This window comes from Microcoleus sp. bin38.metabat.b11b12b14.051 (assembly GCF_013299165.1).
GTDB lineage: Bacteria > Cyanobacteriota > Cyanobacteriia > Cyanobacteriales > Microcoleaceae > Microcoleus.
The window spans coordinates 99,319-122,720 of the sequence record NZ_JAAFKD010000015.1; the positions used below are offsets into that span (position 1 = coordinate 99,319).

The following is a 23,402-nucleotide window of genomic DNA, read 5'->3' on the forward strand; positions in this document are numbered from 1 at the left end:
CTGTATGTCACTTATAGGAGTAGTTTCATCACCAACAACTGTTATCCGGAAAATTCTCAGATATTTTTTAAGCTCTATTAAAACTAATTTTCCACATACGTAGAGGAGAGATTAAAAAACTAGCACGCTATGTAAATTTACTTAAATAACGATCGCGATAGTTGCACCATAGCCGCGTCTTCTCCCTGCTGGCTAAAACTTTGAACAAAAGTCGCCTCAAACAAAAGTTAAAATGGTTAAAAAATCGCTGTCAGTTGCTCGGTAACTATCGAGATTTGACGGCAGAGGAACCACAAGAATTACCCTCGCGGCTTCAATCTTCACCTAGCGTCACAATTGCTGATGAATTTAAGAGCTATTGACCAATCAATCTCAAATCTCAAATCTAAAAATGGAAAATCTCAACCTGTACCTCACCTTTTTGAGAAAGACTATAAGTGTAGGAGACTGCGGGCTACCAACTAAAACTCAGCCCGCCCCACAGAGCTCGGCTCCTGAATAATTGCCAAAGCCACCCTTGACAAATCAAACATCATATGAAGCCAGAGGGCGACAGTCAATTCACTGGGGCGATCGCCCCACGACGCGATGTTCCGTCGGGCGATCGGCAGCTTAAATGCTTTACTTATAAAGGTTTGAGAGTGGTTGCTACCCGTAGGCTGACGGGCTTGAAATAACTTTCCCCAAAGCAACTGGTACAAAAACCACCATTTTTGCAACACCCGTTTTATCTAACAACAAACCGGGTTTCGGAAGGAAGTTTTGCCAACAATAAGGTACGGAATTTAACGAATGAAGAGAAAATATAAAATGCCAAATTAAATATAAAATATAGTATTGCGAGGGAAAGATGACGCACCCGAAGGTAATGGTTATTGCTAATTGCGAAAAAGGTAATTTCTCCTGTAGATAGCAGTTCTCAAGCTCTATCGGGCGTGCCAAATTCTGGGAATACCTGGATTTTAGAGATTAATCTCTGTGCCTGACGTACCTGAGACTCGGCTATAATTTAATACGGTTCACTTAAAAGATAACAACAGGGAAAACCAATTAAAAATCAAGACTCTTGTTTGCTTCGTACCTCTCGAATGACCATCTTAAGTGAACCGTATTGGGCTATAACTAGCAGCTACTTTTTTCCCGATTAGCAATTACCAATTACCCATAACTAATTAATTAAGTCGGGAAGGCGGCGGCATGAGTTCCATCGGAGGCGTCGGTGCAGGACGCCCGTCCAACTGGCTCACTCTGTCTCTAGGATCGAGACAAGTCGCAATTAACCTGTCCGTGGGAAAGTCGAGCCTGCCGCTCAAGCCGACGACGCATTCAGCAAACCTTTCCGGCAATAAACTGCGGCGGCACCCGTCGAGCACCAACAGGGCAGCAGCAGGTTGAGTTTTAGTTTTACTGTTAATATTCACCACGCAAGTGGTCAATTCGTCGGGCCGCCTCACCTGTCGGCAGCTAGCAAGGGCTTCGACACCAGAAATATTGGTTTTGCGGTTGATTTGGAGGGCGCATCGGGATATGTCGCGGGGATGGAGCGCGTCTGCACAAGCTGCTGCTGCGGCGTCGGCTCCTATTCCGGCTTCGATTAGTTCCTTAGCGCAGACGCGATAGGGATTTTGAGTTCGCGGGAATCTCAGGGTGATGGCTGATGCTGGCGAGATTGGCAGTGCTGCGGCCAACAAACTCAGCGCGAGTAGGGGAGTGCCGAGAGCCAACATCCAAGGCGGTGTTGGTTTTGGGGAAACTGTGCGGGAAATATTGCGGTTGTGCATGGCAGCTCGATTTGTGAGTTTTTGGGCTGGTTGGGACATTGACAGACTGGCTGTTTCTGGAGAAATTAGCGCACGCGATCGATCGCGTTCCGGTCGATCGGTTTTTTTTATCGATTTTTGTGGGAATTTTGACGGTTACAAACATATAATATAGAGTCTGCATAAAATTGCATACAGAGATTAGAGAGGAAAATAAATGTCTCGATATCGAGGCCCCCGATTAAGAATCGTCCGTCGCCTGAAAGAGTTGCCCGGTCTCACCCGCAAAACTCCCAGACGGGATTATCCGCCTGGGCAGCACGGACAAAACCGCAAAAAGCTCTCTGAGTACGCGGTTCGATTGCAAGAAAAGCAAAAACTACGTTTCAATTATGGTGTGACGGAACGCCAATTGCTCCGTTACGTCCGCAAAGCCCGCCGTGTCACCGGCTCCACAGGTCAAGTGTTACTGCAATTTTTGGAAATGCGCTTGGACAATACTGTGTTTCGGATGGGAATGGCTCCAACCATTCCGTCTGCTAGACAATTGGTAAATCACGGTCATATTACTGTTAACGATCGTGAAGTCAATATCGCCAGCTATCAGTGCAAGCCCGGTGACGTGGTTGCTGTGAAAAACAGAGAACGCTCGCGCACTATGGTTGAAGCTAATCTCAAAGATCCAGGCTTGGCTAACTTGCCAAGTCACTTGGAATTTGACAAGCAAAAACTGGTTGGCAAAGTTAACGGCGTTATCGAACGTGAGTGGATTGCTCTTCAGATTAACGAACTGCTAGTGGTGGAATACTACTCGCGTCAAGCTTAATTTATTAGTCATCAGTCGTTGGTCATTAGTCATCAGTTAGTTGCTAGCAAAAAATTAATAATTGGCTTAGTCTCTAGTTATTGGTTGATTGCTACTGAATAATGAGGGCTAAGGACTGAGGACTAATTTTTTAGGAATACACAGCTATGCTGAAGGCTGAAAAAAAGCTTTGTGACGGTCAATGATTAACTTTTAACAGTTAATTGTTGGCCGTTATATTATGTGTTGCTTTACCCGGAATCCCAAAGGTTTGTAGTGAGGACTTTAGTCCTTCTATAGATGCGGACTAAAGTCCTCACTACAAACCTTTGGGATCGCTTGAGATCGTATTAATCGTTGAAGTTGAATAGTCGAAAAGTTGGGACGATCGCCCTCAATGACAAGCTGCGGGGCTCTCGCACGAAAATTAAAGGCAGCAAGCCCAGCAGCCGCACGGCAGCGGAGAGGGCAAACAATGCCCCCAAACTCATGCCGGGAAGTTCGGCAACAAAGCCGCCGACGGTAGTTCCCAAAGCCCCAGCTACTCCCGAAACTGCTGCGGCGATCGCAAAATAAGTCGATGGTTGTTCGATCAGCGCGATCTCCATTTGAATGTTGTTAGTGCACAGCCCGATCGCCCCTAAAGTCGTTCCCCCTAGCAAGTGCAGCAGCGGCAGCCACACCCAAACGGCAAACGGGTAATTGCCCGTACCCAGCCACAGCAAAGGCGTCACGGCCACCACCAGCCCCACCGCAATCAGCAAAGGGCGATTTCCCCAGCGATCGGCTAACTTGCCCCAAAACAGCAGCAGCAGCAGATTTGCCCCGGAACTCAAGCTGTTGTAAATCGTGACCAAACTCACATCCAAGCTTAAATCTTTCAGCAGGTAGATATTAAAAAAAGGCGCGCTCAGATTAACTGCAAACGTCCACAGGCTGAAGTAAAACAGAAACATTAAGAAATTAGAATCTTTCAGAACTGAAGGTACAAAATCTGTTATCTGTTTGCTTGCTTTTTTTTCGGAAAGTCGATCGCTCTCTGCGTCTTTGCGGTATGCCTGTGGGTTGACATCCACCATGAAAAATTGACATCCCAAACTAATCATTCCCGCCAAAACACCCAAAAATACCACAACACCGTAGCCGAAAATTGGATCTGCACCCCAAGTTGACACGAACAGTCCCATCAGCGGCACTCCCAGCAAAGTAACTAAGCTGGTAGCACTGTTCCGAAAGCCAAAATAGCGTCCTCGCAAACGGTGAGGAACCACAGCAGCCATCCAACTAAACCAGTTAGAAGTAGCAAAAGCTGCCAGCACGTTAGCGGCGATGACAGTTGCGAGCGTCCACTCGAGCAGTTGGTGCTCCTCGGCGTGCCCTGGGCCCCAAATAATTGCCACTACGAGTACCAGCCACAGTAGCCGCGACACGCCGAAAATCCCTAGGTTGTACCAGTGGCGGCTGGTTGTGCGATCGGCAATGTATGCTCCGAGTGGTTGCAAGAAATTTACCACCATCGGAATAGCAGATAATATGCCTATTTCCACGCTGGTAGCGCCGAGTTGCAGCAAGAAACTGCTGAGGATCACGCCGGTGGTGGCAGACTCGAATATAGTGGCAAAGACGCCATCTAAAGTTGAGGATCTCAGGGTAGAGCGAATGTCTTGTTTAGAAATTTGGAGAGCTGTTTTTGCAGGTAGAACGAGCTGAGAGCTTGTCTTTTCTAGTATTTCTGGAGTCTGAAGAGATAGAGGCTGATTTAACTCTGCAACTGGTTCAACCATAGTCATCTGATTTTAGATTTTAGATTTTAGATTTTAGATTTGGTAATTGCCAAATCGTTGCTTGGTATAAGTTTTGGGCTTGCTAGTGGTTGATGTTATGGCAGTGGACAGTTGACAGTGGACAGTGGACAGAAGAGCGCGAAAAGCGACTTGTCCCGAGCGAAGTCGAGGGAAGTCGAAGAGTGGACAGAAGAGCGCGAAAAGCGAAGTCGAAGAGTTGCTTCGTCAAGGAAATCAAACCGTTTCTGCTATGGGATATAGGCTCTATTCATGAGGTTATTTATGTCCTCACCGCTGTGGCGATTGCTATAGATGTTTTATTTTAGATTTTGTCATTACCAAATCGTTGTTTTTTCTAGGTTTTAGGCTTGCTGGAGATTAAATTATTGTTCGGGCACTGGCGTCTGTACAACTTAATCTTTCTGCTAGGAATAGCTGAGCTAACCAGGCTAAGATAAAGCCAGCCGCGCTTTCAAGATGTTAGCTTGAAAGCTAGACTGGCACTTCCGGGTAATTATTATGAATATAAATGGCAAGTGCTGCCTGGGGCATCGACCGCTTGGGGGATATAAATTTACCGATCGTAAAAACCCAGGTTTTAGGGCTTAACCAAGAAGCGATCGCAGCATTTACCCTACCAAAAATTGCTCGAATTCCCTGTCAAATAAGTCGCCCCAAGGGCCAAAACATATTTCCTCCGAGATCGTCCACTCGGCTTTCAAATTTTTAGAGCTAGCTAAATCTATAGCATGAAAGACGATCGACTTGCCGAGTATAGCTGCTAACTCCAAGCCTCGGGCGAGCGCGGCTATTCCCTCTGGCGCAACAGCATCAACTTGCTCCATATCCACGACAACTCTCAGGGCAGCATTTTCTAAAGCCTGTTCCAAATTAATTTGGAAATCTAGCAGTGCTGAGCCGCCGAGACAGCCCTTGGGTTGCAAAACAATGGTGTTGGATGGGTTGGTTTCTTTGGCGAGTTGAGGGATTGAATCGGAAACAACAAATGCAGGCGTCAGGGTAGTGGGGTTATTCATCTTTTTTTCTCCCTCGGAAACCGCTGCCATCGCTGTACTCAGTACGGGGGAGATGGGGGGAAAAAGGATACAAGGTGTTTGGAAGATTGCTATCACCATCTGGTTTTTTGAATTTGTTTACAGTATTTGTACTTAATTTCTGGAATCTGCTGGTTACTCCAACACGCCCTGGCCAATTCGGTGGGGATACCTTCACTTCACTAGATTTCCGGTGTTTTACGACAATCTGCCGCACGTGCGAGTCAGGGTTTGCTGTGAATTGTTGCCGATCGCGCTTCCAAAAGAGTGTTGCTGCGATCGGCAACTGGTAGGACAAAATTATCGCTTGACAAAAATCATGCTAACTGCTGATAATATCAAACCCTAGAATTATGCTTAAGTGTTTGAGGGGCATCACTACTACAGTGTGATGTCGATCGCCGGCAAATTTACTGATTTTCAAATCCGATCGTGACAAACACTCAACCTTTATCGGGGTATACACTGCCAGTATTTGCCTGTGCGGCCGCGCTTGCAGCACTACGCTGCTTGCGTGAGGGTACTGAGTCTGTAGATAGTGTCTCAGTAGATTTACTGGAACCGCCAATCACGGCAGAAATTGCGATCGAACAAGCGTCTGTACTCAAAACTGGTACCGCTTTGGCCGTGACTCGCTCCGCTCCGGGGGATAACCTCGATCTAACTCGCAATACCCCCGTTTGGGCGATGGTGGAATTGTGCAGAGGGGGAGAGGGGGAGCAGATTGTGATTGTTGGGGGCGAGGGAATTGGACATCACAAGGCAGGTGGTGGAGCGGCAATCTATGATTATGCGATGCGGCTGCTGCGATCGAATCTGAGCCGAGAACTCGCAGGGGGAGATAAAATTACTGTCACCCTAATTCTGCCGTCAGGGCGCCAACTGGCGGCCCGCACTTCTAACGAAGCTTTCGGCGTCGTAGAAGGACTTTCGCTGCTGGGTACAACTGGCATTTCTCAACCGCTGAGCGCCCCGGGACAGTTGGAAATTTACCGCCAACAACTGCAAGAAAAAGCCAAACTGTTTGACACTTTAGTTTTCTGCATCGGCGAAAACGGCTTGGATTTGGCCCGACAACTGGGCATCGATCCCCAGCGGCTGGTGAAAACTGCTAACTGGCTCGGCCCGCTGCTGGCAGAGGCTGGATGTCAGGGCGTGCGATCGATCTTGCTGTTTGGCTATCACGGTAAATTGATGAAATTGGCGGCGGGGATTTTTCACACTCACCACCACCTCGCTGACGGGCGCCGGGAAATTCTGACAGCCTTCTGTGCTCAAGCTGGAATGCCCGCCGATGCGTGTTCCGCGATTTTTGCTGCCGCGACAGCCGAGGATGCTCTCGGACAACTGCGGGCTTTGGATGCAGCAACTGGGAGCAATTGGGTCGATCGCATTTACGGCGACATTGCCCGAGAAATCGACTTGCGATCGTCTGATTGCATTTTTACTCACACTAACCAGCGTATCCCCGTGGGTTCGGTGATGTTTGGGCGCGATCGCAAAATTATTGTTAAAAGTGACACAGGAGATACATTTTTGACGCAAATTTGTTAATGTAGTGTGAATATCTCTGATTTCTGTCTAAAACATCAGTCGGGGATAATATTTAACAAGTAATAACTCTCAGTCCCTAGACCTTAATTATACTAGGTTGCTGGACGCAATTTTTGATGTAATAGTTCAATTGATTAGGGTAAAGCTCGAAGTAAATCTATGCTGGTCGCAGGCCCGATGAATTGACTAAAATCGCTAACAGCGATCTAGTACAAATAAGATTTATTCCTAGCGACTAACGGTCGCTCGCCGACTTCAGTCTTGCACTATGTCTGCGACAAATACCTCCGCTACGCTCTGCCCAATTAGCAATTAGTAACTACGCAATAACCGTGACTACTCAAATAGAAACTGAATCAGACCTCACAAACTCTTCTCTGGGGCAAATAGATCGCCAGATGATCGTGATTCTCGACTTCGGTTCGCAATATTCCGAACTGATTGCTCGACGCATTCGCGAAACTCAAGTATATTCAGAAGTTATTTCTTACCGCACTACGGCAGAACAGTTAAAAGCGATCGCTCCTAAAGGAATTATTCTTTCAGGAGGGCCGAGTTCTGTATACGATGAAAGAGCTCCTCAATGCGACCCGGAAATCTGGAATTTGGGCATACCAGTGTTGGGCGTCTGCTACGGGATGCAGTTGATGGTAAAGCAACTCGGCGGGACAGTTGAGCGGGCTAAGTTGGCCGAATACGGCAAAGCATCGCTATTTATTGACAATCCAACGGATTTGCTGACAAATGTCGAAGAAGGCGCGACGATGTGGATGAGTCACGGAGACTCCTGTAACGAGTTGCCGCCTGGTTTTGAGGTTCTCGCTCACACAGATAATACTCCGTCTGCTGCTGTTGCTCACCACGAGAAAAGTTTGTACGGCGTGCAGTTTCACCCAGAAGTGGTGCACTCGATCGGCGGACAAGCTTTGATTCGCAATTTTGTTTACCATATTTGCGAGTGCGAACCGACTTGGACGACAGCTACTTTTGTCGAGGAAACTATTCGCGAAATTCGCGCTAGAGTAGGAGATCAACGAGTTTTGTTGGCTCTATCTGGCGGGGTGGATTCTTCAACTTTGGCTTTCTTGTTGCACCAGGCGATCGGCGACAAACTTACTTGTATGTTTATCGACCAAGGGTTTATGCGTAAGTATGAACCGGAACGGTTGGTGAAATTATTTCAAGAGGAATTCCACATTCCGGTGCAGTATGTTCTAGCTCGCGATCGCTTTTTGGCTCAACTTGAAGGTGTTACCGATCCTGAAGTAAAACGCAAGCGGATCGGCCACGAATTTATCAGTGTATTTGAAGAAGAATCGAAGCGCCTCGGCCCCTTCGATTATCTCGCCCAAGGTACTCTTTACCCGGATGTGATTGAGTCGGCTGATACAAATGTAGACCCGAAAAGCGGCGAACGAGTTGCTGTTAAAATCAAAAGCCACCACAATGTGGGCGGATTACCTAAGGATTTGTGTTTTAAGCTGATCGAACCGCTGCGAAAGTTGTTCAAGGATGAGGTGCGAAAAGTCGGTAGATCGATCGGGCTTCCCGAAGAAATCGTCAACCGACAACCTTTCCCCGGCCCGGGATTGGCGATTCGGATTACGGGAGAAGTTACCGCCGAGAGACTGAATATTTTGCGGGATGCTGACTTCATCGTGCGCCAAGAAATCAACCGACACGGATTGTACCATGAACTTTGGCAAGCTTTTGCAGTTTTGCTTCCCATTCGCAGTGTAGGCGTTATGGGCGATCAGCGCACCTATGCTTACCCGATCGTTCTGCGATTTATTAAGAGCGAAGATGGGATGACGGCTGACTGGGCGCGGGTTCCCTACGATTTGCTGGAATTGATCTCGAACCGGATTGTGAATGAGGTTAAGGGCGTGAACCGGGTGGTTTACGATATTACTTCTAAGCCGCCTGGTACGATCGAGTGGGAATGATTGCTAGTTAGCTATTGAGTGGACGGACAATACATTTGTCCGTCTCGCCCAAAATAATGAAATAAATTAGGGTATTGTGTTGTCAAAATTGACAATAATGTCGCGAATCTTGTCTGCGGCAATGCTGTCTTGATCGGACTTCGAGTAGATGGTAACTAGAAGAATAATAGTTGCTTCTTTTAGTTGGTAGATCACACGATAGCCTGCGCTTTTACCTTTTTGAATATCGCTATTTTTGAGTCTAACCTAGAAAGTGGTGTATCCAGTTCCCACAATTTTATCGCCGATTAAGTTCCCAGCTTGGAGTTCATGAATCAGTGGCTGTAGATCGCTTTGAATGCTGCGATACCGTTTTGCTAGGGTTCGCAGCCGAGCTTTAAATTCATCAGAAAATAGGATATCGAAGTTGGTAAACTCATTAGACATCTATGCCATCCCAGAGTTCAGAAATCGGATGAACTTTGCCATCGCGAACTTGTTGGAGGGAGCGATGGAGGCTTTCTAAAATGAGTTCCTCTGGTTCGTTGTCGGGATCGATCGCGTCAGATTCCGTCGTTGCAGAAATGGCGCGGTTAGTTAGCAGTTGTTGCAATTCTGATGGGGAAATTTGGGCTAGTTGGGCGGCTTGGGCGAGGGTGAGGTTGGTTTGTTGGCAAAGGGCGATCGCGATTTCCCGCAGCCAGTCACTCTGGTTGAAGGTATCGGTTTGGGTGAGACTTTCGGGTAGAGTCAGGGTGATTTGCATAGTGGGCGCTGATGGCGGCTGTTTTTATTTTAGAACATGGTTGAAGAGGAAAAGCGATCGGGTGCGAGCGGTGGGTATAGAAAATTTGAGAGCGATCGCGCCGCCACATTAATCATAGAATACACGCTCGACCCAGAATGCCGATCGACTTTTTTAGAAATCATCGACTCTCCCGGAAGCGACGGTGCTGATTCCCCGTCACTTACCGAGTGACAAACTGCTACCCGCGCTCGGTGGTTGGAAGCTTTCGGTGCACAAGTCTAAATTCTGCTAGCTTGGGACTTGTGGCAAGAAATCGCTGCCCAAATCCCAAAAAATGCCAGCTTGTACCAATAATTTATTACCGACAATTATCCAAGTTATTGTGGAAAACTTGCTGTTTTCTGTGGAAAACCCGCATTTTGCTGTGGAAAACTGCAACTAAATTAAGTGCGCTCGCCTTAAATCCATTGATAGCATTTAAAAAAATTGAGGAATTGCGATCGCCAAAATCGCCTTCCTCCTCCATCCCTCAACTTGCTGTTTGCTGAAAATACAGCCTAAATATTTCCTCGTTCTTGCTGGTGCCCTCGCACTTGTTCGTGCTCTTTAGCATCGTAGGTAATTTGGTCGGAATTGTAAGCGGGCGGCTCAACGTGAATTAAGATGCGTACAGGGCTAAAACGTTCTTCCAAACGGTCTTCTACTTCTTCTGTAATCTGGTGAGCAGTTTCTACATCCACAGCATTGACGATCATGTGCATATCAATAAACACTTGACGCCCGATCAGCCCGCGGGAGGCGATCGAGTGACAGTTGATAACTCCGGGTACATCCATGGCGATCGCCTGAATAACTTCCGGTGCGATCGCCATTTCATCCACCAACCAAGGCAGATTTTCCCTTAAAACTTTCCAACCGCTGCTAAATACCAAAAGAGCCACAGGAAAAGACAAAAACACGTCTAGGGATTGGAGTTGAGGTATCTTTAAAATCTGGCCTTGCCAAACACCGATCAACCCGCCAATTACCATAATTGTCACCCAAACATCGCTCATCGTGTGTTGGGCGTCAGCCACCAAAATCGCGCTACCCAGACGTTGGCCAACTCTGCGCTCGTAAAAAGTGACAAAAATATTAATCCCCAGTACCAGCAGCAAAATCCACAGTTCATTTGGGGATATCTTGACAGCTTTACCGCCGTGTAGCAACCTTTCGACAGCACCGCTGAGAATTTCAAAACAGGCAATTCCCAGAAAAACAGCAATTCCCAGAGCTCCGAGAGCGTCATATTTCTGATGTCCGTAGGGATGATCGCGATCGGGCTGCGGATTGGCATAATGATTAGTTACCAATCCTAAAATATTATTAGCGCTGTCCGTGACGCTGTGCAAGGCATCTGCGAGCAAACTGAGGGAACCAGTCAGCCATCCCACGACTGCTTTAATTGCCATCACCAGCAAGTTTAGCAATAAAGTAATGATTAAAACCTTGCGGACTTCGGAACGGTTATCGGCAACCATAGAATCTCCTCTATCAGCCATCAAGTTTTCTGGCTTCTAGTTTAAAGCCGATCCTGTCATAAAGGTTAAAACTATTACAAAATTGGGCTGACGACTAGATTTATCTTCATTAATTTAGGCGCGCTTCTTGAGATAATTTTTAATTAATCGCATTCTCGCCGCCCAATTTAGCTGGCAGGTACTTCTTTTAGGTTAGTGTATATTTTATCATTAACAATCGTATGTTAAATTTCATTGCCCATGTCTCTTTCCCCTCTCACACTGAATTTAGTTGAAGGTTCTGTCTCCTTTAGCTTTTCCCCGCAAGCCGCGCGGGATTTGCAAGGTGCGATCGCCACTTTGATGGACAGCTTGAAAGCCGTAGCAGCCAAAACCGCTGGTGGTAAAGCCTCTCCCCAAAAACCGATGGAATATCGGTATGCAGGGGATGTATTTTTGGAGGTTTTCTGCAACCCGAATATCTGGGCGACGCCTTTTGCGGCGAAAGTGCTGATTACGGTTAGGGACGATCGCCTGCGCCTCACCACCGAAGCCGAACTCAGCCGCCTACGCGACGATCTCGCTCAGTATATCGAACAAGTCGGTTGAGACGATCGACCTGAAGCGCGATCGTTTGTCAAGGTTTAATTGCTAATTTATTAGCGGATTTTGCCAAAGCTTAGTAGGGTGCGTCAGCTACCTTTATTTTATCGTTAATTCACAGACTCCAAGCTGACGCACCCTACGACTACGACGGCAAATCCAACTGTAGGGTGCGTCAGCTATAGTTATTTCATCTAGGATTTAAAAGCTCCAAGCTGAGGCACCTACGACGGCAAATCCAACTGTAGGGTGCGTCAGCTATAGTTATTTCATCTAGGATTTAAAAGCTCCAATCTGACGCACCCTACGACGGCAAATCCAACTGTAGGGTGCGTCAGCTATAGTTATTTCATCTAGGATTTAAAAGCTCCAATCTGACGCACCCTACGACGGCAAATCCAACTGTAGGGTGCGTCAGCTATAGTTATTTCATCTACAATTAAAAAGCTCCAATCTGACGCACCCTACGACGGCAAATCCAACTGTAGGGTGCGTCAGCTATAGTTATTTCATCTACAATTGAAAAGCTCCAAGCTGACGCACCCTACGACGGCAAATCCAACTGTAGGGTGCGTCAGCTATAGTTATTTCATCTACAATTAAAAAGCTCCAATCTGACGCACCCTACGACGGCAAATCCAACTGTAGGGTGCGTCAGCTATAGTTATTTCATCTACAATTAAAAAGCTCCAATCTGACGCACCCTACGACGGCAAATCCAACTGTAGGGTGCGTCAGCTATAGTTATTTCATCTACGATTTAAAAGCTCCAAGCTGAGGCACCTACGACGGCAAATCCAACTGTAGGGTGCGTCAGCTATAGTTAGGGCTTGCTGAAAAAGCCTAAAACCCTTACAGCAAGAGACGTTGGCTCGTTTTAATCCTCAAAAAGTGCAAGCAATGCAGCTAAAATGGGTCAAAACCCCTGCACACCATCACTTTCGTAATGTACCGAAAAGTTGACCCAACACCACAGCCGCCATCCAACTTTGAATTTCCCTTCCAGGGGAAATTGTCATCAAATAATCGTTGGGTAATCATGGCAAAATTAATTCCGTGGTCAGAATTTGAAACCGAATATGCTCAAAATTTTACAGTGTCAACCGGAGCTCCGGCGAAATCGTTTCGGATGGCGCTGGGAGCATTAATTATTAAAGAACGGTTGGGAACTAGCGACGCAGAAACAGTAGAACAAATAAGAGAAAACCCATACCTGCAATACTTTATAGGTCTGACATCTTATAGTGATGATTCACCATTTGACTCATCAATGTTTGTTCATTTTAGACAAAGAATAGGTGTGAACCTAGTTAATAAAATCAACGAAAAAATGGTCAAAGACCAGACCGAAATGCCAGCAGAGTCAACGGAAAACAAGTCATCAGAAACAAGTCAACCCAAAAACCAAGGCAAATTAATATTAGATGCAACAGTAGCACCAGCCGACATCAAATATCCCACAGACTTAGGGCTATTAAATCAAGCAAGAGAACATACCGAAAAAATTATAGACGCTCTGCATAAGAAAAATCAGTCACCTGTAAAAAAAAACCAAGAACCTATCGTAACCGAGCCAGAAAAGAATACTTAACAATAGCCAAAAACCGGAAGCCATTACGGAAAGAACGAAAACAAGCAATTAAGAAACAACTTCAATACATCTACAGAAATTTGGCTCATATTGAAAAAATGGGTCAGCTAGAGTTACTAAGTAAATCTCATTATAAAATGCTGTTAGTAGCCACAGAAGTTTACCGCCAACAGTTATGGATGTATGAAAATAAAAAACAGAGTATTCCCGATAGAATAGTAAGTTTAAAACAACCACATATTCGCCCCATCGTCAGAGGGAAAGCCGGGAAATCCGTTGAGTTGGGGGCGAAACTATCAGCAAGTTGTCGTAACGGCTATGTGTTTTTAGACCGAATTAGTTGGGATAATTTTAATGAATCTTTAGACTTACAAGCACAAGTAGAAGAATTTAAAAGATTCACGGGATTCTACCCAGAATCAATTCATGTATATCGGATATATAGAACGCGAGAAAATCGAGCATGGTGCAAAGAAAGAGGTATCAGAATGAGTGGTGTTCCCCTAGGAAGACGACCCAAGAATATTAATAAGTCAAAAAAAAAACAAGCTCAAGATGACGAGAGAATTCGTAACTTAATAGAAGGAAAATTTGGAGAAGCCAAAAGAAGATTCAGCCTCGCTAGAGTCATGGCTAAACTTGATAATACATCTGAAACAGGCATCGCCATAACTTTTTTGGTAATGAATCTTTCTGCCCTGCTGCGGCAGGCTTTTTGGCTTTTTTTCGGTTTATTTCATAACAACAACCTTTTCGCATATTTTCGGCTTTTAACAATCAGGAAAAGCTATATTTCGCCCAAACAATATGAGCAAAATTTATCAGGTCAAGGTAATCGCAAATTCACTCATCTTTGTAAATGCCGTTTTCTGACTTTTTCAGCAAGCCCTAGTTATTTCATCTACGATTTAAAAGCTCCAATCTGACGCACCCTACGACGGCAAATCCAACTGTAGGGTGCGTCAGCTATAGTTATTTCATCTACGATTTAAAAGCTCCAAGCTGAGGCACCTACGACGGCAAATCCAACTGTAGGGTGCGTCAGCTATAGTTATTTCATCTACGATTTAAAAGCTCCAAGCTGAGGCACCTACGACGGCAAATCCAACTGTAGGGTGCGTCAGCTATAGTTATTTCATCTACGATTTAAAAGCTCCAAGCTGAGGCACCTACGACGGCAAATCCAACTGTAGGGTGCGTCAGCTATAGTTATTTCATCTACGATTTAAAAGCTCCAAGCTGACGCACCCTACGACTACGACAGAATCCCTCAGATTTTGATGCGGACTGAAGTCCTCACTACAAACCTATAAATCTCAAATCGACGCTCCGCACCCTACGACTTTTTTCCAACGGATATCTATCAGCAGGCGCAGCCGACCATTCCCACATTGAACCTGGATAATTCTTAGCATTAAATCCAGCATTTGTCAAGACACAAGTCAACCATGCAGACCTAATTCCCCCACTACAATAACTCACAAGTTGAGTTGACAGCGAAACACCTTTATGCTGCAAAATAGCGACTATTTCGCCGCGAGTCAGCAGTTGTCCCTGCTTGTCCATCAACTGTTTGTAATAAAGGTTAACCGCGCCGGGAATGTGGCCGCCCCGCTGTTCTCCATAAGGCGTTTTTCCTGCATATTCTCGCGGCTCTCTTGCATCAATAACTACTAAATTAGCATTACTTAAAATAGCTTTTAACTCATCTTGCTGAATTTCCCAATTCGAGCGGCGAGATACGATAAAGTCTCCCGGCTGCGGTGGATGATTTGCACCTTTTATTTGAGCAATTCCAGCTTTGACTAAAGCTCGATATCCTCCATCTACAAAAACGGCTTTTTCGTGTCCCAAAGTTCGCAGCATCCAAACAATTCGCCCGTCTTCGCCCCACCCTTTCACTGAATCGGCGATGACGATGACAGGTAGGTCTTGACAAATTCCCAGCGCTTGCAGTTTTTCTGTTAAGATTGTGTCATCTTCGATAATTTGGCCTTGATGCGGAAAGTGCGATCGCGAAAATTGCTGCCAAGTTACGGGAATAGCTGATGGGAGAGGGCAAAACCACTTTAAAATAGGTTGACGAGCATCGAGCAGAGTAGCACCTCCTGACAGCAATTCCTTAGCTAAATCTGCGCTTAGTATCCAATTATCGGACAAATTACACATAAATTCGAGATAATTTATTGAGAAATTTTTGTCGTATTTGCACCGCAGGCTAAAACGCCATTTTTATTCGTAGGATTAGCTGGTATCGCTCTGCCCGCAACAGACGCTTCGCACAAGATTGTTTGGGTAGCGTTTCCTATCACAAATACGCCGCCCACCAAACTTTTAAGGTTAGGTTGCCGCGATATCCCATAATTAAATACAGCTTTGTTCCCCGTGCTAATTGAGTAGCTATAATTGTCAGTTTTAGGAGGTACACCAGTATTTAAATTGGTAATAGAACTTGTAAAACTATCCCTTTCTATATAGTAGGCTTGCTGAGCTCTGTTCAGTGCCCTAAGATATTGTTTTGCGTCTGCTGCGTTGGTCTGAATAGGTTGGTTGGCAAGTTGAGACATAGCGGTATTTGCACCGCAAGTTAAAACGCCATTTTTATTGATAGGATTAGCTGGTCTTGCTGTACCCGCAACAGAGGCTTCGCACAGAATTCTTTGGATGTTGTTTCCTATCAAAAATACTCCGCCTACAAAACTTGTGAGATTGGGTTGCCGCGATATCCCATAATTAAATACAGCTTTGTTACCCATGCTAATTGAATAGCTGTAATTATTAGTTTGAGCTGGGGTGCCAATAGCTAGATTGGCAACAGAACTTGTAAAACCAGCATTTTCTAGATAGTAGGCGTGCTGAGCTTTGTTCATGGCGTCAACAATATTTCTGGCTGGAGATTCCATAGATTTAATGATTTCTGCCGGAGATTTCGTCATGGCATTTGGAAGTTGAGCCTCGGCGGCTGCAATCAAAAAAACTGGCAGGATCAGAGTTGTCAACACAACTCTACTCTGCCAGTTGCGGTGGCTATCAATCCTGCTAAAATTCCGAACTCGCTGGTAAATTGAGCGGTTGAGAAACATACAATTAAACTAATTGTTTGGCTTGAAACTTTTTCAAATTCCCAGGAGCAACCGTGCCGTGTTCGGTGATAATTCCCGAGATTAATGCTGCCGGAGTTACGTCAAAAGCTGGATTGTAAAATTCTACTTTTTCTGGACAAATTCGCGTAGTTCCAACTTGATACATTTCAATTGGATCGCGTTCTTCGATGGGGATTTGGCTGCCATCGGAAAGTTCAAAATCAATTGTGGACAAAGGAGCGGCAACAAAGAAGGGGACGTTGTGAGCTTTGGCAACAATTGCTAAACTGTAAGTGCCAATTTTATTGGCGGCGTCGCCGTTAGCAGCGATTCTGTCTGCACCGACAACTACTGCGTGAATCATGCCGAGTTTCATGCAGTGTGCGGCCATATTGTCGGCTATTAATGTGACGGGAATTCCTTCTTGCACGCATTCCCAAGTGGTGAGTTTGGCACCTTGGAGACGGGGGCGAGTTTCGTCTGCAAAAACTCTGCCGAGTCTGCCTTCTCGCCAAGCGGAACGAAATACACCTAATGCTGTACCGTAGCCTGCTGTGGCTAATGCACCGGCATTGCAGTGAGTCAGCAAGTTCAATTTTTCGGGTGTTGCGGGCAGAACTTTTAAACCTTGGTCGCCGATATCTTTACAAGTTTGCAAGTCTTCTGCTTGAATGGTTATAGCCATTTCTAACAATGTTTTTTGGACTTGTTCGACAGAACCGCTAGTTTGATTTGCTGTTTTGAGCATTCGGGATATTGCCCAAAACAAATTAACGGCTGTGGGACGAGTCGATCGCAATAATTCACCAACTTGTTCTAGTTTAGCGAGAAATTCCGTGCGATCGCCCGTTTCGATTTCTCGCGCCCCCAAATACATCCCGTAAGCTGCTGCTACCCCGATCGCCGGAGCACCTCGAACGATCATAGTTTTAATCGCCTCAGCCATATCTTGAGAGCTGGTAATTTCGACTGTAACGTATTCTTTCGGCAGTCGGTTTTGCTCAATTAGCAGCACTCGGTCTTCTTTCCAGGTGACGGGGGAAACTGGGGAGTTTTGAGCTGTCATCGATTTCGGTGATGTGAGGGACAAGTTTCTATGATGCCATGAAGGCGCCTATTCCTCTATGTTATGAGGCAGACGCTGGATTTGCCAAAACCCTACTCCCGCGATTTGAGATTGAATAATTGCTGGATACTTACTACTCTCTGGGTTTGGAACTTGCGTAGATTTGCATTCTTTTTCGGAAATTTGTACTGAGTAAAAAAATTAACATTAAGTTGTATAAATAATACTTACGTTTTTTGAATAATTTCGGGAATCGGGAACAAGCTAGTTGTACGTGGGGTCAGCCTTTTTTAAGTTGAGAATGAAAAAGTGCGATCGACTAAGTTTTTATCTCAAAAAAAATCACAAAATCAGATAATTGTCAAGTTTTTACTTGGTTGAGTGTCGGAGGCAGGAAGTTCGGGCGATCGCACGGAGACAACATCTTGAAAACCTACTTAGGTGCATGGGGAAAGGTAATTATGAAAAACTTACAAATAGTATTCGTAGATTCAGCGGTTGAAGATTGGCAAAGTCTGGCTGCCGGTGTGAAACCGGGGATAGAGGTGATTTTAGTCGATCGGGCGCGAGACGGCATCGAACAAATTGCCGAAGCGCTGCAAAGTCGCAAAGGTATAGAAAGCGTTCACATTATTTCTCACGGGGAACCGGGAAGTTTGCAGCTAGGGAAAACTAGCCTTAATTCCGACAATTTAGAAACCTATCGCGACTGTTTGAAACGGTGGTTTTCGTCGTCTGTCAATTCAATTCAAAATCGATGGGAAATTCTGCTATACGGATGTAACGTAGCGGCGGGCGAAAAAGGAGAAGCTTTTGTACAAAAGCTGAGCAAGTTAACAAAAGCTAATATTGCTGCTTCTGCTGATATTACCGGGAGTGCCCAAAAAGGCGGAAATTGGTTACTTGAATACGCTACTGGAGTGATTGAGGCGGGATTGGCGATCGAGCCGGAGGTAATGGCAAGTTACTCGCACGCTTTGGCTACGTTTGTGGTTACTAATACCAATGATGCTGGGGCGGGTTCGCTACGAGATGCGATTACTCAAGCAAATGCTGCGGCTGCACCACCGCATAATATTAACTTCAACATTCCCGGTGCAGGCGTACAGACGATCGCGCCACTGTCGATCTTACCAAACATTAACGTTCGTACAATCATCAACGGCACTACCCAACCGGGATTCGCCGGCACCCCGCTGATCGAAATCAATGGAGCGGGTGCAGGTGCTGTCAGCGGTTTTCGAGTCTTGGCCGGTGGCGGTGGCAGCACCTTGCGGGGATTGATAATTAACCGCTTCGGCAACACTGGCATCTCCCTCGAAAGCGACGGCAACACCGTAGCGGGTAACTACATCGGTACAAATGCCACAGGTACCGCAGCTTTGCCCAATGCCTTATTTGGCGTCGCCGTTCAGAATGGTGGCAGCATTAATACTATTGGGGGGATTGCACCGGGCGATCGCAACGTGATTTCCGGCAATGGTGCTGATGGCATCATCATCGTTGGCAGTCCTGCGGGAAGCAACCGAGTGCTGGGAAACTACGTCGGCACGAACGCCGCAGGCACCGCTGCCTTACCCAACGCCAGCGGAGTCACGATCAATAGCGTACTGAACAACACTGTTACCGGAAATGTGATTTCCGGCAACAACAATATCGGTATTGCCATTCTCAATCAGGGTTCCACGAACAACCTTGTGACAGGCAACTTCATCGGCACTAATTTTGATGGCACCACCGCTGTCCCTAATACTAATGTTGGCGTAGTCATTGGGGGAGGTGCAAGCAACAATACCATTGGTGGAACGCTCCCAGCGACTCGAAACATTATTTCCGGCAACAGCAACGGTAACGGTGTCGTTCTTACTGGCGCCGCCACTGTCGGCAACTCCTTGTTCGGCAACTTCATCGGCGTTGCTGTCGATGGTACGACTGCGCTGCCCAATGTTACCGGGGTATTGATTCCTGATGGTGCAAGCAATAATGTGATCGGCGGTACATTAATAGGTCAAGGAAATACGATCGCGAGCAACCTCGGTTCGGGAGTAAATATTATCGCTGGCACCGGCAACCGCATCCAAAACAACTCGATCTTTGCCAACGCCGGCATAGGCATCGATCTCGGCAACAACGGCATCACCGCCAACGATGCAGGCGATCCCGACATCGGAGCAAACCTCCTCCAAAACTTCCCCGTACTCACCACCGCCAACGTCGGCGCCAGCAACGTCACCGTCGCGGGAACATTCAACAGCATTCCCAGCGCCAATTACACCCTGCAATTTTTCGCGAACACCCCCCCCGGTACCCAAGGTCAAAACTTAATCGGCTCTGCCACAGTAACGACTGATGCCGCCGGCAACGCCACTTTCAATCAAATTTTCCCCGTAGCAGTGGCTCCCGGTCAATTAATCACTGCCACAGCAATTGACGCAGCCGGCAACACCTCTGAATTTTCCGCACAGCCTGTTCCCGTTGTAGGGCTCAGAACAATCACCGGGATTAAATTCAACGACCTTGACGGCAACGGCACTCAAACAGCCGGAGAACTTGGTGTCCCGGGAGTAACCATTTTCCTCGACACCAACAACAACACCATCCTCGATGCTGGCGAAACTTCCGTCATCACGGGTACTTCTCCCGATGGCAGTTTCACTTTCCCCAACTTGTCCCCTGGCACTTACAATATTCGCGAAATTGTACCCCCAGGCAGTCGCCCAACAACTTCCAACCCAGTTACAGCCACGCTGGCAGCAGGTGTAACTGCTCCTGCTATAGTGAATTTCGGCAACCAAGCGATACCCGTTGTAGGGCTCAGAACAATCACCGGGATTAAATTCAACGACATCGACGGCAACGGCACTCAAACAGCCGGAGAACTTGGTGTCCCGGGAGTAACCATTTTCCTCGACACCAACAACAACACCATCCTCGATGCTGGCGAAACTTCCGTCATCACGGGTACTTCTCCCGATGGCAGTTTCACTTTCCCCAACTTGTCCCCTGGCACTTACAATATTCGCGAAATTGTACCCCCAGGCAGTCGCCCAACAACTTCCAACCCAGTTACAGCCACGCTGGCAGCAGGTGTAACTGCTCCTGCTATAGTGAATTTCGGCAACCAAGCGATACCCGTTGTAGGGCTCAGAACAATCACCGGGATTAAATTCAACGACATCGACGGCAACGGCACTCAAACAGCCGGAGAACTTGGTGTCCCGGGAGTAACCATTTTCCTCGACACCAACAACAACACCATCCTCGATGCTGGCGAAACTTCCGTCATCACGGGTACTTCTCCCGATGGCAGTTTCACTTTCCCCAACTTGTCCCCTGGCACTTACAATATTCGCGAAATTGTACCCCCAGGCAGTCGCCCAACAACTTCCAACCCAGTTACAGCCACGCTGGCAGCAGGTGTAACTGCTCCTGCTATAGTCAATTTCGGCAACCAAGCGATACCCCCCACTCTCAGCCTCATTACTGGTAACAAATTTAACGACATTGACGGCAACGGCATTCCAGGAGCCGGAGAATTTGGTGTCCCTGGAGTAACGATTTTCCTCGATACCAACAACGACGGCATTCTCAACGCGGGTGAAACTTCTGTCACTACGGGTACTTCTCCCGATGGCGCTTTCGCTTTCCCGCTAGTGCCAGGTGGCACTTACAATGTTCGGGAAGTTGTGCCACCTGGCAGTCGCCCAACCACTCCTAACCCAGCTATAGTAACGATCCCAGCAGGTCGAACTACTCTTGCTACAGTCAATTTTGGCAACCAAACGATACCTGTTCCGACTCCGACTCCAACTCCGACTCCCGTTACTACTCCGACTCCCGCTCCGACTCCCGCTCCTGCTCCGACTCCTGTTACCACTCCTACTCCCGTCCAACAAAGCAGCATCAGCGGTATTAAATTCAACGATGACAACGGCAACGGTACTCAGGATGCGGGGGAAACTGGTGTTTCGGGAGTGCTAGTTTTCCTTGATGCTAACGGGAACAACTCTTTAGATTCGGGCGAAATTACTGTTACCACTGACTCTTCTGGTAATTACAGTTTCACCAACCTCAATGCAGGCACTTACAATGTGCGGGAAGTGCAGCGGACTGGTTGGACGCAAACTACTACGAATCCGGCACCGATTAATCTCCGCAGTGGCGAAAGTCGTAGTGGAATTAACTTCGGCAATTTCCAAAATATTAGCATTTCCGGCAGCAAGTTTAATGACCTCAATAACAATGGGGTTTTGGATGCTCAAGAACCGCTATTGCCGAACTGGCAAGTCTTTCTTGATGCTAACGGTGACGACAGTTTAGGTGCTGGAGAAGTTAATACTTCAACTGATAGCTTGGGTGGCTATAGTTTCGCTAATTTAGGCCCAGGAACTTATCGAGTTCGGGAAGTTAATCAACCTGGTTGGACTCGAACTACTGCCAATCCCGCTGATATTGTTGCTGTCAGCAGTGGCACTAATACCAGCAATATTAACTTTGGGAATTTTTTAGGGCAAGCACCAACACCAACACCACCAACACCAACACCACCGCCAGCGGGAGAAGATGCTGACTGCATTTGTTCGCAAATTGTTTTACCCAGCCTTAGCAGTATTCGCGGCCCCGGTTCTGTGACGAATACCCGCAACGGTACTAACGGCAATGACATTATTCTCGGCACTAATAACAATGACGAAATCAACGGCTTTAACGGCAATGATTTGTTGGTCGGGTTCCGGGGTAATGATAATATTTACGGGGGACTTAACAGCGATTTCCCCGTTGGCCCGAATGTAGATAAGGACACGCTATTTGGCAATGAGGGCAATGATTACCTCAATGGGGTTGCTGGAAATGATTTAATCTTTGCCGGCAAGAATGACGATGTTGTTTACGGTGGCAAAGATGATGACGTTATTTTTGGCGACCAGAATAGCGATACTTTAATTGGCGACCAGGGTAATGATACTATCTACGGGGGAACTCTTAACCCGTTCGACCCGGATTTCAATGGCAACGATTTACTGTTCGGTTTGGCAGGAAATGATTTTCTCAGCGGTCAGGAAGGTCAAGATACGATCGCAGGCGGTGACGGTAATGATACTGTACGCGCTGGTAAGGGCAACGACGTAATTGTGGGCGAGTTGGGAAATGATTTGCTGTTTGGCGACCAGGGCAGCGATACTGTCTGCGGAGGCGACGGGGATGATACTGTGTACGGGGATATTGGCAGCCGTCTTCCTGTCGGTTCTGCTGGCGGAAAAGACCAAATCTGCGGAGGTTCGGGCAATGATTTGCTGTTTGGCAATGAAGGTCAGGATACTGTTAACGGCGATGCTGGAAACGATACTATTTACGGCGGCAAGGATGAGGACAGTTTGCTGGGCGGTGCTGGCGATGATTGGTTGTTTGGAGATGAGGGGAATGATACTCTGATTGGAGGTACTGGGAACGATCGATTTATTTTAGGTCTTGACCTCGGCACCGAGACTATTTTAGACTTTCAAGATGGTCTGGATTCGATCAGCTTAATTGGCGGTCTGAATTTCTCACAACTGAGCATTGTGGCGGAAAATAGTTCTACTCTGATCCGAGTTACCAGTTCCGGTCAACTTTTGGCAACTCTGGGCAATGTGCCGACGAGCCTGATTACGGCTACAGATTTTGCGGTTCTGTAGTGCGATCGCGCTCCATCAACTAAGCTAGAATATTGTAGGGACGATCGATCAATCGTCCCTACAATCGGATAATTGTATTTAATATCAAGTCTGAGACATTGGCGGGTCGATCTCAAATCCGGTAGCATCGGAATAATGAATTTCTCTCCTCTTCCTCTGCGCTCTCTGCGTTCTCTGTGGTTAAATAATTCCGTAGTTACCACAAGTAATATGAGAAATATTTCCACAGAACATCCGAGTTGCGGGTGAGTCCC

General features: G+C 46.8%; 17 protein-coding genes. 7 read left to right on the forward strand and 10 right to left on the reverse strand.

Annotation, left to right across the window (positions count from 1 at the left end; genetic code table 11):
- Positions 1-461 precede the first annotated feature (461 nt).
- The gene (locus tag QZW47_RS17245; protein WP_293129000.1) at positions 462-722 is read right to left on the reverse strand and encodes a hypothetical protein; all 261 of its coding nucleotides are present in this window, start codon (positions 720-722) and stop codon (positions 462-464) included.
- 450 nt (positions 723-1,172) lie between these two features.
- Complete coding sequence (locus QZW47_RS17250; RefSeq protein WP_293129001.1) at positions 1,173-1,820, reverse strand: hypothetical protein; 648 nt, start codon at positions 1,818-1,820, stop codon at positions 1,173-1,175.
- A 157-nt stretch (positions 1,821-1,977) separates the two neighbouring features.
- Here QZW47_RS17250 and rpsD point away from each other — a divergent pair, with 157 nt between their 5' ends.
- Complete coding sequence (gene rpsD, locus QZW47_RS17255; RefSeq protein WP_293129002.1) at positions 1,978-2,586, forward strand: 30S ribosomal protein S4; 609 nt, start codon at positions 1,978-1,980, stop codon at positions 2,584-2,586.
- A 329-nt stretch (positions 2,587-2,915) separates the two neighbouring features.
- Here the strand turns inward: rpsD and QZW47_RS17260 are convergent, their stop codons facing one another.
- Entirely contained in the window at positions 2,916-4,349 is a 1,434-nt protein-coding gene (locus QZW47_RS17260) for an MFS transporter (RefSeq protein WP_293129003.1), read from the reverse strand.
- Between the two features lie 629 nt (positions 4,350-4,978).
- Positions 4,979-5,386 carry a hypothetical protein gene (locus QZW47_RS17265; protein WP_293129004.1) on the reverse strand — a complete coding sequence of 136 codons (408 nt, stop codon included), beginning with the start codon at positions 5,384-5,386 and terminating at the stop codon, positions 4,979-4,981.
- Between the two features lie 450 nt (positions 5,387-5,836).
- Between QZW47_RS17265 and cbiD the strand changes: the two genes are divergently transcribed.
- Together cbiD and guaA are read left to right on the forward strand one after the other, a co-directional pair.
- Positions 5,837-6,958: a cobalt-precorrin-5B (C(1))-methyltransferase CbiD gene (gene cbiD / locus QZW47_RS17270; RefSeq protein WP_293129005.1), complete on the forward strand. Its 1,122-nt coding sequence runs from the start codon at positions 5,837-5,839 to the stop codon at positions 6,956-6,958.
- A gap of 332 nt (positions 6,959-7,290) precedes the next feature.
- Positions 7,291-8,904 (forward strand): glutamine-hydrolyzing GMP synthase, encoded by a 1,614-nt coding sequence (guaA, locus tag QZW47_RS17275; protein ID WP_366930892.1) that lies wholly within the window; start codon positions 7,291-7,293, stop codon positions 8,902-8,904.
- Positions 8,905-9,150: 246 nt separating this feature from the next.
- Here guaA and QZW47_RS30170 read toward each other — a convergent pair whose 3' ends face one another.
- Together QZW47_RS30170 and QZW47_RS17285 are read right to left on the reverse strand one after the other, a co-directional pair.
- Positions 9,151-9,330, reverse strand: coding sequence for a hypothetical protein (locus QZW47_RS30170; protein WP_366930893.1), 180 nt, complete (start codon positions 9,328-9,330; stop codon positions 9,151-9,153).
- The gene (locus QZW47_RS17285; protein ID WP_293129006.1) at positions 9,323-9,649 is read right to left on the reverse strand and encodes a UPF0175 family protein; all 327 of its coding nucleotides are present in this window, start codon (positions 9,647-9,649) and stop codon (positions 9,323-9,325) included. The genes QZW47_RS30170 and QZW47_RS17285 overlap by 8 nt, the downstream gene beginning before the upstream one ends.
- A 36-nt stretch (positions 9,650-9,685) precedes the next feature.
- Here QZW47_RS17285 and QZW47_RS17290 point away from each other — a divergent pair, with 36 nt between their 5' ends.
- Positions 9,686-9,862, forward strand: a complete 177-nt coding sequence (locus QZW47_RS17290; RefSeq protein ID WP_293129007.1) for a hypothetical protein — start codon at positions 9,686-9,688, stop codon at positions 9,860-9,862.
- Positions 9,863-10,188: 326 nt separating this feature from the next.
- On the opposite strand, the gene QZW47_RS17295 is transcribed toward QZW47_RS17290, so the two are convergent.
- Positions 10,189-11,151: a cation diffusion facilitator family transporter gene (locus QZW47_RS17295; protein WP_293129008.1), complete on the reverse strand. Its 963-nt coding sequence runs from the start codon at positions 11,149-11,151 to the stop codon at positions 10,189-10,191.
- Between the two features lie 240 nt (positions 11,152-11,391).
- On the opposite strand from QZW47_RS17295, the gene QZW47_RS17300 reads away from it, so the two are divergent.
- Together QZW47_RS17300 and QZW47_RS17305 are read left to right on the forward strand one after the other, a co-directional pair.
- Complete coding sequence (locus QZW47_RS17300) at positions 11,392-11,739, forward strand: hypothetical protein (RefSeq protein WP_293129010.1); 348 nt, start codon at positions 11,392-11,394, stop codon at positions 11,737-11,739.
- 940 nt (positions 11,740-12,679) lie between these two features.
- Positions 12,680-14,250, forward strand: a protein-coding gene (locus QZW47_RS17305; protein ID WP_293129012.1) for an IS5 family transposase whose coding sequence is annotated in 2 segments (ribosomal slippage) — positions 12,680-13,271 and positions 13,271-14,250 — 1,572 coding nt in all. Because the reading frame shifts where the segments join, the coding sequence is not laid out codon by codon here.
- 373 nt (positions 14,251-14,623) lie between these two features.
- On the opposite strand, the gene QZW47_RS17310 is transcribed toward QZW47_RS17305, so the two are convergent.
- Genes QZW47_RS17310 through mtnA form a run of 3 tightly spaced genes read right to left on the reverse strand, consistent with a single transcriptional unit; the run spans position 14,624 to position 17,473 of the window.
- Positions 14,624-15,493, reverse strand: a complete 870-nt coding sequence (locus QZW47_RS17310) for a sulfurtransferase (RefSeq protein WP_293129013.1) — start codon at positions 15,491-15,493, stop codon at positions 14,624-14,626.
- 14 nt (positions 15,494-15,507) lie between these two features.
- Positions 15,508-16,407: a type IV pilin-like G/H family protein gene (locus QZW47_RS17315; RefSeq protein WP_293129014.1), complete on the reverse strand. Its 900-nt coding sequence runs from the start codon at positions 16,405-16,407 to the stop codon at positions 15,508-15,510.
- Between the two features lie 4 nt (positions 16,408-16,411).
- Positions 16,412-17,473 (reverse strand): S-methyl-5-thioribose-1-phosphate isomerase, encoded by a 1,062-nt coding sequence (gene mtnA, locus QZW47_RS17320; RefSeq protein ID WP_293129016.1) that lies wholly within the window; start codon positions 17,471-17,473, stop codon positions 16,412-16,414.
- A gap of 461 nt (positions 17,474-17,934) precedes the next feature.
- On the opposite strand from mtnA, the gene QZW47_RS17325 reads away from it, so the two are divergent.
- Positions 17,935-23,148, forward strand: a complete 5,214-nt coding sequence (locus QZW47_RS17325) for an SdrD B-like domain-containing protein (protein ID WP_293129017.1) — start codon at positions 17,935-17,937, stop codon at positions 23,146-23,148.
- Positions 23,149-23,402 lie beyond the last annotated feature (254 nt).

Bases quoted from the DNA above. Each gene is read 5' to 3' on its own strand.
- QZW47_RS17265 (WP_293129004.1), bottom strand. From the start codon at position 5,386: ATGAATAACCCCACTACCCTGACGCCTGCATTTGTTGTTTCCGATTCA.
- QZW47_RS17290 (WP_293129007.1), top strand. From the start codon at position 9,686: ATGGTTGAAGAGGAAAAGCGATCGGGTGCGAGCGGTGGGTATAGAAAA.
- QZW47_RS17325 (WP_293129017.1), top strand. From the start codon at position 17,935: ATGAAAAACTTACAAATAGTATTCGTAGATTCAGCGGTTGAAGATTGG.
- mtnA (WP_293129016.1), bottom strand. From the start codon at position 17,473: ATGACAGCTCAAAACTCCCCAGTTTCCCCCGTCACCTGGAAAGAAGAC.
- rpsD (WP_293129002.1), top strand. From the start codon at position 1,978: ATGTCTCGATATCGAGGCCCCCGATTAAGAATCGTCCGTCGCCTGAAA.
- QZW47_RS17285 (WP_293129006.1), bottom strand. From the start codon at position 9,649: ATGCAAATCACCCTGACTCTACCCGAAAGTCTCACCCAAACCGATACC.
- QZW47_RS17315 (WP_293129014.1), bottom strand. From the start codon at position 16,407: ATGTTTCTCAACCGCTCAATTTACCAGCGAGTTCGGAATTTTAGCAGG.
- QZW47_RS17250 (WP_293129001.1), bottom strand. From the start codon at position 1,820: ATGTCCCAACCAGCCCAAAAACTCACAAATCGAGCTGCCATGCACAAC.
- QZW47_RS17260 (WP_293129003.1), bottom strand. From the start codon at position 4,349: ATGGTTGAACCAGTTGCAGAGTTAAATCAGCCTCTATCTCTTCAGACT.
- QZW47_RS17295 (WP_293129008.1), bottom strand. From the start codon at position 11,151: ATGGTTGCCGATAACCGTTCCGAAGTCCGCAAGGTTTTAATCATTACT.
- QZW47_RS17310 (WP_293129013.1), bottom strand. From the start codon at position 15,493: ATGTGTAATTTGTCCGATAATTGGATACTAAGCGCAGATTTAGCTAAG.
- QZW47_RS17300 (WP_293129010.1), top strand. From the start codon at position 11,392: ATGTCTCTTTCCCCTCTCACACTGAATTTAGTTGAAGGTTCTGTCTCC.
- QZW47_RS30170 (WP_366930893.1), bottom strand. From the start codon at position 9,330: ATGTCTAATGAGTTTACCAACTTCGATATCCTATTTTCTGATGAATTT.